This is a genomic window from Agrococcus sp. TSP3-2-1 (assembly GCF_049897585.1).
Classification (GTDB): Bacteria; Actinomycetota; Actinomycetes; order Actinomycetales; family Microbacteriaceae; genus Agrococcus.
Map to the genome: position 1 here is coordinate 1 of NZ_JAFCWN010000006.1, position 10,535 is coordinate 10,535.

The following is a 10,535-nucleotide window of genomic DNA, read 5'->3' on the forward strand; positions in this document are numbered from 1 at the left end:
AGCCAACCGGCCTCTACGGCACCGGCCTCGCCGCCGACGAAGGACTCTGGCAACGCGCAGGCTGGGCCGGACACTCATGACACACCCGAACGCATCCACACGTTTTGGCCAATAACCCGAGGGAGACTGCGCCCAGGAACGGGAAGAGGCCCGGAGCGAATCGCTCCGGGCCTCTCTCGTGCGCGAGGGGGGACTTGAACCCCCACGCCCTAATACGGGCACTAGCACCTCAAGCTAGCGCGTCTGCCAATTCCGCCACCCGCGCAGAGTGTCGGCTTCCTTTGCAGGACCGAGAAATGACTCTAGCACGCTCCGAGACCCGCCCTCGACCACCAGGCTGCCGAGTCCGGCTCGCACTGCTTCGCATCAGCGGGCGGCTAGCCTTGAGCGGTGACCGATGGCCTCTCCCGCACCGTGCAGCTCGCCCGGGACCTCATCAGCATCGACACGCAGAACTGGGGCGGCGGTCGGTCCTCCGGTGAAGCGGATGCCGCGGCGTACGTGAGCGCGGTGCTCGCGTCGATGGGCGTCGAGAGCGAGACCTTCGAGTCGGCGCCGGGCCGCGCGAGCGTCGTCGCGCGCATCGACGGCGAGGACCCGAGCCTCCCTCGGCTCGTCGTGCACGGCCACCTCGACGTCGTGCCCGCGGACGCGAGCGAGTGGAGCGTCGACCCCTTCGCGGGCGAGATCCGTGACGGCCTGCTGTGGGGCCGAGGCGCCGTCGACATGAAGCAGATGGACGCCATGATCCTCGCCGCGCTCGAGCGCATCCTCGCGAGCGGCCGACGCCCGCGGCGCGGCCTGGTCGTCGCGTTCTTCGCCGACGAGGAGGCGGGCGGCGCCTACGGCGCCCAGTGGCTCGTGCGCAACCACCCGGAGCTCTTCGAGGGCGCGACGGAGGCGATCAGCGAGGTCGGCGGCTACTCGATCGAGGTCGGCGGCCGCCGCGCCTACCTCCTGCAGACGGGCGAGAAGGCGCTGCAGTGGATCCTGCTGCGCGCTCGCGGCACCGCCGCGCACGGCTCGCAGCACATGCGCGACAACGCGGTGACGAAGCTCGCCGCCGCGGTCGCCGCGGTCGGCGCGCACGAGTTCCCCGTCGAGCTCACCGACACGACGCGCGAGCTCATCGCGCGCATCGCGGCGCTGCTCGGCGTGGACGACGACGATCCCGACGCGGTCGCGGAGCGCACCGGCACCGTCTCGCGCTTCCTGCGCTCGAGCCTCCGCCACACGGCGAACCCGACGATGCTCGACGCGGGCTACAAGCACAACGTCATCCCCTCGGTCGCCGAGGCGCGCATCGACGTGCGCCCGCTGCCCGGCCGCGAGCGGGAGGCGATCGACGCGATCCGCGCGCTCGTCGGCGAGGACATCGAGCTCGAGCTCGTGCACGGCGACATCGGCATCGAGCATCCCTTCGGCGGCGGGCTCGTCGACGCGATGGCCGCCTCGCTCGGCCGCTTCGACCCCGAGGCGCCCGTGCTGCCGTACATGCTCTCGGGCGGCACCGACAACAAGTCGCTCGCCGAGCTCGGCATCGCCGGCTACGGCTTCGCGCCGCTGCGGCTCACGCCCGACCTCGACTTCGCCGCGATGTTCCACGGGGTCGACGAGCGGGTGCCGCTCGACGCCCTCGACTTCGGCACCGACGTGCTCGAAGACCTGCTGCTGACGTACTGACATCCCGCCTACCGACCAGGGGACCATGGACTGGCTGATCGCGATCGTGCTCGGGGCGCTGCAGGGCGCCACCGAGTTCCTGCCCATCTCCTCGAGCGCCCACTTGCGCATCGCGGGCGAGCTGCTGCCCGGCGCGGAGGATCCCGGCGCGACGTTCACCGCGATCACGCAGATCGGCACCGAGCTCGCGGTCGTCATCTTCTTCTGGCGCGACATCTCCCGCATCATCGCGAAGTGGTTCGGCTCCTTCCGCGGCACGGTCGCGAAGGACGACCCCGACGTCAAGATGGGATGGCTCGTCATCATCGGCACGGTGCCGATCGTGATCGCGGGCGTGCTCTTCCAGGACCTCATCCGCGACCAGCTGCGCAGCCTCTGGATCACCGCGACCGTGCTCATCGTCTTCGGCGTCATCCTCGGCCTCGCCGACATGCTCGGCAAGCGCGTCAAGACGCTCGAGACGACGACCTACCGCGACGGCCTGCTCATCGGCGTCGCGCAGGTGCTCGCGCTCATCCCGGGCGTCTCGCGCTCGGGCGCGACGGTCACGATGGGCCGCGCGCTCGGCTACGAGCGTCCCGCCGCGGCGAAGTACGCGTTCTTCCTCGCGGTGCCGGCCGTCTTCGGCTCGGGCTTCTACGAGGCCTACCAGGCCTTCACCGAGCCGTCGTCGATCGGCCTCGGCTGGGGCCCGACGATCCTCGCGACCGCCGTCGCCTTCGTCGTCGGTCTCGCCGTCATCCGCTGGCTCATGGCGTGGATCTCGCGGCGCAGCTTCGCGCCGTTCGTGATCTACCGCATCGCCCTCGGCGGTGTGCTGCTCGTCGCCCTCTCGGCCGGCTGGATCGAGGCTCTCTGATGCGCGCCTGGCAGCGTCCCGCGGTGCCCTCGCTCGCCGAGCTCGGCCACGGCGCGGGGGAGCGCCCGAGCGTGCACGACGTCCGCCGCGACGGCCGGGCGCTCGTGCCCGCCGTGGCCGACGGTGACCGGCCCACCGCATCCATGTACACGTGCGGCATCACGCCCTACGACGCGACGCACCTCGGGCACGCCTTCACGTACCTCGCCTTCGACACCCTCACGCGCGTGTGGCTCGACGCGGGCCTCGAGGTGCGCACGGCGATGAACTCGACCGACGTCGACGACCCGCTGCTCGAGCGCGCGGCGCGCGACGGGGTCGACTGGCGCGAGCTCGCCGAGGCGCAGCAGCAGCTCTTCCGCGAGGACATGGCGGCGCTGCGCGTGCTGCCGCCCGACTCGTGGGTCGCGGTCACCGAGCGGATCGACCCGATCGCCGAGGCGGTGCAGCGGATGCTCGACACCGGCGACGCCTACACGCTCCCGGCCGATGGCGTCCCGGGCGTCGACGTGCTGTTCGACTCGAGCCGCTCGCGGCAGTTCCCCATGGGCGCGGGCAGCCGCACCGACGAGGCCGAGATGCTCGAGCTCACGCGCGAGTTCGGCGGCGACCCCGACCGGCCGGGCAAGCGCTCGCCGCTCGACCCGCTGCTGTGGCGCGCCGAGCGACCGGGGGAGCCCGCGTGGGACTCGCCGCTCGGCCGCGGCCGACCCGGCTGGCACGTCGAGTGCACCGTCATCGCGATGGCGGAGCTCGGCGCGCCCTTCACGGTCGCGGCGGGCGGCCGCGACCTGCGCTTCCCGCACCAGGAGATGCAGGGCCACCATGCGCTCGCGCTCGGCGCCGACCTGTTCAGCGAGGTGCGCCTGGGCGCGGGCCTCGTCGCGTTCGAGGGCGAGAAGATGTCGAAGTCGCGGGGCAACCTCGTGCTCGTGTCGCGGCTGCGCGAGCAGGGCGCGCGGCCCGCCGCGATCCGGCTCGCGCTGCTCGACCACCACTGGCGCGCCGACTGGGAGTGGATGCCTGGCGAGCTCGAGGCCGCGGAGGCCCGGCTCGACCGCTGGCTCGAGTGGGCGGCGACGCCCGCCGACGACCCCTCGCGCGACGACAGCGTCGTGCCGTGGCTGCGCGTGACGCTGCAGGACGACCTCAACACGCCCGCGGCGCTGCAGGCGGTCGACGCCTTCGCGCTGCGCGCGCCCGCCGACGAGGGCAGCCTCGCCGCGATCGACGCGCTGCTCGGCATCGACCTCCGCTCCATCGAGCGGCGCTAGGCGTCAGACCGGCGGCGCGTCGTCCGGGCGGTCGCCGTCGCCCTGCGGGTCGGGCCGGGGTCGGCGGTTCTCGTCGCGCAGGAAGCGCTCGAACTCGTGCGCGATCGCCTCGCCGGAGGCCTCGGGGCTCTCGACCGCGTCGCGCTGCTCCTCGAGCTTGCCGATGTAGGCGCGCATGTCGTCGTCGCGCTCGGTGATCTCGTCGATGCCGCGCTCCCACTCGCCCGACTGCTCGATGAGGTCGCCGAGCGGGATCGTGACGTCGATCATCTCCGAGAGCCGGTCGAGCAGCGCGATGACCGCCTTGGGCGCCGGTGCGTTGTGCACGTAGTGGGGAACGGATGCCCAGAGCGAGGCGGTCTGGATGCCGGCGTCCTGCGCGGCGAGGGAGAGCACCGTCATGATGCCCGTCGGCCCCTCGTACTCGCTCTGCAGCACGCCGAGCCGAGCTTGGAGCTCGCGACTGTCGCTCGAGACGGAGGTCGCGATCGGACGCGTGTGCGGCACGTCGGCGAGCATCGCGCCGACGAAGACGATCGCCTCGACCTCGCAGCCGCGGGCGATCTCGAGGAACTCCGCCGCGTAGGCGGCCCAGTTGCGGCTCGGCTCGGCCCCGACGAGCGCGAACACCTCGCCCTCGTTGCCGCTCGAGACGTCGAGGCCGGCGTCGGCGGCGAGCGCCTTCCGCGCCGAGGGCCGTGTCGGCGCGTAGGCGACGCTCGAGGGCCACTGCAGCGCGCGCGTGCCGTCGTCGAGCGTGCGCACGACCGGTCGGTGCATCGCGAAGTCGACGTACTCGTCGGGCTCGATCTCGTCGAAGGCCTCGAGCTCGCACGCCTCGACGAGCCGCCGCACCGCGGTGCTCGCCGCATCGCCTGCGTCGGTCCAGCCCTCGAAGGCGACGACCATGATGCGTCCCTCGATGGGTCCTCGTGCCACGCGCGGCACCTCCTCACGTCGGACGTCCACTCTATTCCGCCCGGCTAGGCTGGCGCGGTGACCCCACCCCCCTCGCGACCGATCGGTGCTGTGCTGTTCGACCTCGACGGGACCCTCGTCGACACCGAGCCCGCGTGGATGGCCGCCGAGTCGAGGCTCGCCCAGGAGCACGGCGTCGAGTGGACGGCCGCCGACGCGGAGGCGCTCGTCGGCTCTGACCTCTGGGACGGGGCTCGCTACTTCATCGAGCGCGGCGTGCCGATGGGGGAGCAGGAGATCGTCGACCGGCTCGTGGGCGAGGTGCTCGCGTGGATGGACGACGCCCTGCCCGCCCGACCAGGCGCCCTCGAGCTGCTGGGCGCGCTCCGCGACGAGCAGGTGCCCGTCGCACTCGTGACGATGTCGACGCGCTCGATCGTCGACCGCGTCGAGGCGGCGTTCGCGCGCTCGCTCGGCGGCCCGCCGTTCGACGCCACCGTCGCGGGCGACGAGTGCGAGCGCGGCAAGCCCGACCCCGAGCCCTACCGGCTCGGGCTCGAGCTGCTCGGCGTCGCCGCCGAGGACGCCGTCGCGATCGAGGACTCGCGCACCGGCGCGGCGAGCGCCCTCGCCGCCGGTCTCGTCACGATCGGCGTGCCGCACGCGGTCGACCTGCACGGCGTGCCCGGGCTCGTGCACTGGCCTTCGCTCGCCGGGCGCACGCCCGCCGACCTCGCCACCGCGATCGCCGAGGCCCGCGCGTGATGGGCAGGACCGGCCCCTTCCAGTGGGGCGACGTCGTGCAGCTGACCGGCCCGAAGCAGCGCCTCAACACGATCGTGCTCACCGAGGGCAAGCAGTTCCACACGCAGCACGGCGCGCTCGCGCACGAGTCCTTCATCGGGCTCGACGACGGCTCGCTCGTGCACGTGGGTGAGGCGCCCTACCTCGCGATCCGCCCCCTCCTGCACGACTACGTCATGTCGATGCCCCGCGGCGCCGCGATCATCTACCCGAAGGATGCGGCCCACATCCTCGGCTTCGCCGACATCCACCCCGACCTCACGGTCGTGGAGGCGGGCGTCGGCTCCGGCGCGCTCTCGCTCTGGCTGCTGCGCGCCCTCCACGGCACCGGCCGGCTCGTCTCGTTCGAGCGGCGCGAGGAGTTCCGCGAGGTCGCCGAGGCGAACGTCGCCGGCTTCTTCGGCGAGCGACCCGCGAACTGGGAGACGGTGCTCGGCGACCTCGCCGAGGAGCTGCCCGAGCACGTCGCCGACGGCGAGGCCGACCGGGTGCTGCTCGACATGCTCGCGCCGTGGGAGTGCGTCGACGCGACCGCTCGCGCCCTCCGCCCCGGCGGCCTCGTGCTCGCCTACGTCGCGACGGTGACGCAGCTCTCGCGCACCGTCGAGGCGATCCGTGCCGACGGCCGCTTCACGGCACCCGTGTCCTCCGAGACGCTCGTGCGCGGCTGGCACGTCGAGGGCCTCGCCGTGCGGCCCGACCACCGCATGGTCGCGCACACCGGCTTCCTCATGACGGCACGACGCGTCGCGGACGGCGTCGAGCTGCCCTCGTTCCGCCGCCGGGCCGCGAAGGCCGACTTCGCCGAGGCCGACATCGAGGCGTGGACGCCGGGCGCGCTCGGCGACCGCACGCCGAGCGACAAGCGCATGCGCCGCGCGGTCCGCGACGCGAAGCGCCAGGCCGAGGCGATCCTCGGCGACGGCGAGGCGGGGTCGGACGCCGCCCCGCCGCTAGACTGACGCCGATTCACAAACCTCGAAAGGCTTCGCCGTGCGCACTCGCCCCCTCTCGATCGCCGCGCTGCTCGTCGCAGCTGCCGGCCTCACCGCGTGCCAGGCGCCCGCCGACGGCCTCGACGGCTGCGAGCCGCTGCTGCAGCCGGGCGCCGCGACCGGCGAGGTCTCGGTCGACACGTCGGGCGACGCCCCGGAGGCGAGCTTCCAGGTGCCGCTCGTGACCGACGGCAACCAGGCGCAGGTGCTCGGCGGCGAGGGCGAGCGCGCGGCCGACGGCGACACCGTCGACACGAACTACGTCGTGTACTCCGGCAAGACGGGCGAGCTCATCTCGAGCTCCTACGCCGCCGGCGCAGCCGGCGGGGCAGCCAACCCCCTGCGCGTCAGCGTCGGCGGCGAGTCGGTGCTCGCGCAGGCCGTCGACTGCGCCGCCCCGGGCGGTCACGTCGTGCTCACGACCACGATCGCCGAGCTCTTCGGCCCGGGCGCCGCGTCGGAGTCGATGGACATCGCGCCGGCCGACACCGCTGTCGTCGTGCTCGGCGTGAGCGACGTGCGGCCCGGCCGCGCCGAGGGCAACCCGCGCCCGGGCCAGCAGGGCATGCCCGCGATCGCGCTCGCGCCCAACGGCCAGCCGGGCGTCACCTTCCCCGGCTCGCCCGCACCGGCCGAGCTCACCGTCATGCAGAGCATCGAGGGCACCGGCCCCGAGGTCGCCGAGGGCGACACCGTGCTGCTGCACTACACCGGCATCATCTGGGAGACCGAGGAGGTCTTCGACTCGTCGTGGGAGAAGGGCAGCCCCACCGAGATGACCATCTCCGACGCGAACCTCATCCCGGGCTTCGTCGACGCGGTCGTCGGCCAGCCGGTCGGCAGCCAGGTCGTCGTCTCGATCCCGCCGGAGCTCGGCTACGACGACCCGGCCACGCGGCCCGCGTCGATCGGCGAGGGCGAGCACCTGCTGTTCGTCATCGACATCCTCGACCGGGTCGACCCCGCCGAGTGAGGCTCGCGCGCTGATGGCGAGGATCGAGGCTGAGGAGCGGCAGTTCTCCCTGCTGCTCGCGCTCGTCGACGCGCGCGCCGGCTTCACGAAGCACGAGCTCTTCGAGCGCGTCGCCGGCTACCAGGGCCAAGCGCCCGGCGATGCGCTCGAGCGCATGTTCGAGCGCGACAAGGACGCGCTGCGCGAGCACGGCATCGTCATCGACGTCGTGCAGCCCCCGGGCGACGACAGCAACCAGCAGGCGCGCTACCGCGTGCTCGACGGCGTGCTGGGCGACCCCGCCGAGCTGCAGTTCGACGCCGACGAGCGCGAGCTGCTCGACCTCGCGCTGCGGGTGTGGCACGAGGGCGGGCTCACCGAGGAGGCGCAGCGCGCGGCACTCAAGCTGCGCGCCGACCCGGAGTTCCGGGGCGGGCTGCCGCTCGAGCGCACGCCCGGCCGCACCGAGGAGCCGGCGGTCGCCGAGGTGCTGCTGCCGCGGCAGCGCCCGCGCGAGAGCGCCTTCCAGGCGCTCAAGCGCGCCGCCGACCGCGGCCGCGAGGTCGTCTTCGACTACCTCAAGCCCGGCGAGCGCGCGCCGCGCACGCGCACGGTGCAGCCGTGGGCGACCGTGCTGTTCCGCGGGCGCTGGATGCTCGTGGGCTTCGACCTCGGCGCCGAGGACTCGCGCACGTTCCTCATGCAGCGCATCGTGTCGCCCGTGAAGGACCGCGCCGCGCGCACGCCGTTCGAGGTGCCGGCGGATGCCGCGAGCGGCGCGCTCGCGAAGCTCGAGGAGATCTGGGCGGGCGCGTCGGTCGGTGTGCTCGCGGTGCCGGGCAGCGACGCCGACATCCGCCTGCGCCACCGTCCCGGCACCCTCGAGGAGAACGGGCTGCTCGTCGTGCACCACGCCGATCGGCACCTGCTCGCCGACGAGCTCGCGGCGTTCGGCGCCGACGTGCAGGTCGTCTGGCCCGAGGAGCAGCGCGCGCTCGTGCGGGCGCGACTCGAGCGCGTGCGGGACGCGCACGCCGACCCGGGGGAGGACGCATGAGCGCGTCGCGCGTGGAGCGGGGCATCGGGCTGCTGCTCTCCCTCATCCAGTACGTCACCGCATCCGGCTCGGTCACCGTCGCCGAGGCGGCCGCGCACTTCGGCGTCGACGAGGACCGAATCCGGGAGGCCGTGCGGCGCGTGTTCATGTCGGGCGTGCCCGACGGCGCGGGCGACTTCATCCGCTTCGACATCGACTTCGACGCCTTCGAGGAGCAGGACGTCATCTCGGTGACGATGCGGCCAGCCTTCGAGGACGAGACCGTGCGGCTCTCGCCGCGCGAGGCGAGCGCGCTCATCGCGGGGCTCTCGCTCGTCGCCGGCTACACCGACGCGGCGCCCGAGCGCGTCGAGGCGCTGCAGGCGAAGCTGCGCGGTGCCGCCTCGCGCGGCGCCGACACCGTCGCCGTCGACCGCCTCGAGGTGCCGCGCGCCGCGCAGCTCGTGCGCGACGCGATCCGCGCGCGCACCGTGCTCTCGATCGACTACCGCAAGCCCGGCGAGGGCTCGCAGCAGCGCCGTGTCGCCCCGACGCGCCTCGAGCTGCGCGAGGGCCAGGTGTTCGTGCGCGGGTTCGACCTCGACCGGCACGACGCGCGCACTTTCCGGCTCGACCGCGTCGAGTCGATCGAGGGCACCGACCTGCCGTGGCCCGAGTCGATGCCCGCGCTCGAGCGCCCCGTCTCGGGCACGGCCCAGATCGTCGCGACGCGCGCGGCCGCGGCGCTGCTCGCCGACTACGCCACGAGCGAGCCCGTCTCGGTCGACGGCGGCCGCGTGCGGCTCGACATCGAGCTGTGGAGCGAGGCGAGCGTGCTGAGCGCGGTCGCCGCGTGCGGCGGCGACGCCGAGATCGTCGCGCCCGCGAGCCTGCGGCGGTCGATGCACCGATTCGCTGCGGCAGCCCTAGGGGACGGACCGGCGACGGACCGGTAGGATAGAGGAGTCGGACGAGCGCGGAGGACGATCATGCCCGGTTTCTTCAACAATGCGGCATCGCATTGGTGGATCATCCTCATCATCGTCGTGCTCATCTTCGGCGCCTCGAAGCTCCCGGCGCTCGCGCGCAGCCTCGGCCAGTCGGTCAACATCCTGAAGAAGGAGGTCAAGGGCGACGGCACCGACGCGCCCGCTTCCTCCGAGACCGACGACCAGGCCTCCAGCTCCGACCGGAAGTAGCGCATGGCCCGCAAGGGGCGCCAGTCGAACCCAGAGGCCACCATGCGCCTCGCCGGGCACCTGCGCGAGTTCAAGCGGCGCTTCCTCATCTCCGGCGTCGCCTTCGTGCTCGCCGCGATCGGCGGCTTCTTCCTCGCCGCGCCGCTCCTGCAGCTGCTGAGCGCGCCCCTCGACGACCTGCAGGCAGCCGGCCTGCCGGTCGAGCTCAACGTGACGAACATCACCCAGGCGCTCGACGTGCAGATGCGGATCGCGTTCTTCCTCGGCCTCATCCTCTCGAGCCCGATCTGGATCTGGCAGCTGCTCGCCTTCGTCGTCCCGGCGCTGCGCGGCATCGAGCGACGCTACGTGCTCGGCTTCATCGCCGCGGCGGTGCCGCTCTTCATCGGCGGCTGCGCCACGGGCTGGTTCGTGCTGCCGCGCATCATCCGGCTCTTCGTCGGCTTCACACCCGACGGCTTCACCGCGTTCCTCGGCGCATCCGACTACTGGGACTTCTCGCTCAAGCTCGTCTTCGCCGTCGGCGTCTCGTACGTGCTGCCGGTCATCGTCGTCTTCCTCAACCTCGCGGGCGTGCTGAGCGGCGCGGCGATCATCAAGGGCTGGCGCTGGGCCGTGCTCGCCGCGACCCTCTTCGGCGCCTTCGTCACGCCCGCCGGAGAGGTGCTCAGCATGTTCATCATCGCCGTGCCGATGGTCGTGCTGTACTTCGCCGCCGCGGGCATCGCGCTGCTCGTCGACCGCAGGCGAGCGAAGCGCGAGGCCGGGCTCGCGGCGACCGGGGCGAGCGGAGCAGCCGCGTGAGCGCCGCGACC

At 73.1% G+C, this 10,535-nt stretch carries 11 protein-coding genes and 1 tRNA gene; 10 read left to right on the top strand and 2 right to left on the bottom strand.

The window, feature by feature from the left end; translation table 11 throughout:
• Positions 1–179: 179 nt before the first annotated feature.
• Positions 180–265 (bottom strand) — tRNA-Leu (locus ACP7BI_RS09635).
• Positions 266–390: 125 nt separating this feature from the next.
• On the opposite strand from ACP7BI_RS09635, the gene ACP7BI_RS09640 reads away from it, so the two are divergent.
• Genes ACP7BI_RS09640 through ACP7BI_RS09650 form a run of 3 tightly spaced genes read left to right on the top strand, consistent with a single transcriptional unit; the run spans position 391 to position 3,816 of the window.
• The gene (locus ACP7BI_RS09640; RefSeq protein WP_425845579.1) at positions 391–1,683 is read left to right on the top strand and encodes a M20/M25/M40 family metallo-hydrolase; all 1,293 of its coding nucleotides are present in this window, start codon (positions 391–393) and stop codon (positions 1,681–1,683) included.
• A gap of 25 nt (positions 1,684–1,708) precedes the next feature.
• Positions 1,709–2,542 carry an undecaprenyl-diphosphate phosphatase gene (locus tag ACP7BI_RS09645; RefSeq protein ID WP_208063100.1) on the top strand — a complete coding sequence of 278 codons (834 nt, stop codon included), beginning with the start codon at positions 1,709–1,711 and terminating at the stop codon, positions 2,540–2,542.
• Positions 2,542–3,816 carry a cysteine--1-D-myo-inosityl 2-amino-2-deoxy-alpha-D-glucopyranoside ligase gene (locus tag ACP7BI_RS09650; RefSeq protein WP_425845582.1) on the top strand — a complete coding sequence of 425 codons (1,275 nt, stop codon included), beginning with the start codon at positions 2,542–2,544 and terminating at the stop codon, positions 3,814–3,816. The genes ACP7BI_RS09645 and ACP7BI_RS09650 overlap by 1 nt, the downstream gene beginning before the upstream one ends.
• A 3-nt stretch (positions 3,817–3,819) precedes the next feature.
• Here ACP7BI_RS09650 and ACP7BI_RS09655 read toward each other — a convergent pair whose 3' ends face one another.
• Entirely contained in the window at positions 3,820–4,755 is a 936-nt protein-coding gene (locus ACP7BI_RS09655; RefSeq protein ID WP_249295838.1) for a PAC2 family protein, read from the bottom strand.
• A 57-nt stretch (positions 4,756–4,812) separates the two neighbouring features.
• Between ACP7BI_RS09655 and ACP7BI_RS09660 the strand changes: the two genes are divergently transcribed.
• The 7 genes from ACP7BI_RS09660 to tatC are packed head-to-tail and all read left to right on the top strand — an operon-like array spanning position 4,813 to position 10,524.
• A complete protein-coding gene (locus tag ACP7BI_RS09660) occupies positions 4,813–5,499 on the top strand; it encodes an HAD family hydrolase (protein WP_425845586.1) in 687 nt (228 codons plus the stop codon).
• Entirely contained in the window at positions 5,499–6,500 is a 1,002-nt protein-coding gene (locus ACP7BI_RS09665; RefSeq protein WP_425846032.1) for a tRNA (adenine-N1)-methyltransferase, read from the top strand. Before ACP7BI_RS09660 ends, ACP7BI_RS09665 begins: the two co-directional genes overlap by 1 nt.
• Before the next feature lie 31 nt (positions 6,501–6,531).
• Positions 6,532–7,506 (top strand): FKBP-type peptidyl-prolyl cis-trans isomerase, encoded by a 975-nt coding sequence (locus tag ACP7BI_RS09670; protein ID WP_425845589.1) that lies wholly within the window; start codon positions 6,532–6,534, stop codon positions 7,504–7,506.
• Between the two features lie 13 nt (positions 7,507–7,519).
• On the top strand, positions 7,520–8,542 hold the full coding sequence (locus tag ACP7BI_RS09675; RefSeq protein WP_425845592.1) for a helix-turn-helix transcriptional regulator: 1,023 nt from the start codon (positions 7,520–7,522) through the stop codon (positions 8,540–8,542).
• On the top strand, positions 8,539–9,477 hold the full coding sequence (locus ACP7BI_RS09680; RefSeq protein ID WP_425845594.1) for a helix-turn-helix transcriptional regulator: 939 nt from the start codon (positions 8,539–8,541) through the stop codon (positions 9,475–9,477). The genes ACP7BI_RS09675 and ACP7BI_RS09680 overlap by 4 nt, the downstream gene beginning before the upstream one ends.
• 33 nt (positions 9,478–9,510) lie before the next feature.
• Positions 9,511–9,720 carry a twin-arginine translocase TatA/TatE family subunit gene (gene tatA, locus ACP7BI_RS09685; protein ID WP_021064842.1) on the top strand — a complete coding sequence of 70 codons (210 nt, stop codon included), beginning with the start codon at positions 9,511–9,513 and terminating at the stop codon, positions 9,718–9,720.
• A 3-nt stretch (positions 9,721–9,723) separates the two neighbouring features.
• Positions 9,724–10,524 (top strand): twin-arginine translocase subunit TatC, encoded by an 801-nt coding sequence (gene tatC, locus ACP7BI_RS09690; protein WP_425845597.1) that lies wholly within the window; start codon positions 9,724–9,726, stop codon positions 10,522–10,524.
• Positions 10,525–10,535: the final 11 nt, after the last annotated feature.

Bases quoted from the DNA above. Each gene is read 5' to 3' on its own strand.
- ACP7BI_RS09650 (WP_425845582.1), top strand. From the start codon at position 2,542: ATGCGCGCCTGGCAGCGTCCCGCGGTGCCCTCGCTCGCCGAGCTCGGC.
- tatA (WP_021064842.1), top strand. From the start codon at position 9,511: ATGCCCGGTTTCTTCAACAATGCGGCATCGCATTGGTGGATCATCCTC.
- ACP7BI_RS09675 (WP_425845592.1), top strand. From the start codon at position 7,520: ATGGCGAGGATCGAGGCTGAGGAGCGGCAGTTCTCCCTGCTGCTCGCG.
- ACP7BI_RS09665 (WP_425846032.1), top strand. From the start codon at position 5,499: ATGGGCAGGACCGGCCCCTTCCAGTGGGGCGACGTCGTGCAGCTGACC.
- tatC (WP_425845597.1), top strand. From the start codon at position 9,724: ATGGCCCGCAAGGGGCGCCAGTCGAACCCAGAGGCCACCATGCGCCTC.
- ACP7BI_RS09645 (WP_208063100.1), top strand. From the start codon at position 1,709: ATGGACTGGCTGATCGCGATCGTGCTCGGGGCGCTGCAGGGCGCCACC.
- ACP7BI_RS09680 (WP_425845594.1), top strand. From the start codon at position 8,539: ATGAGCGCGTCGCGCGTGGAGCGGGGCATCGGGCTGCTGCTCTCCCTC.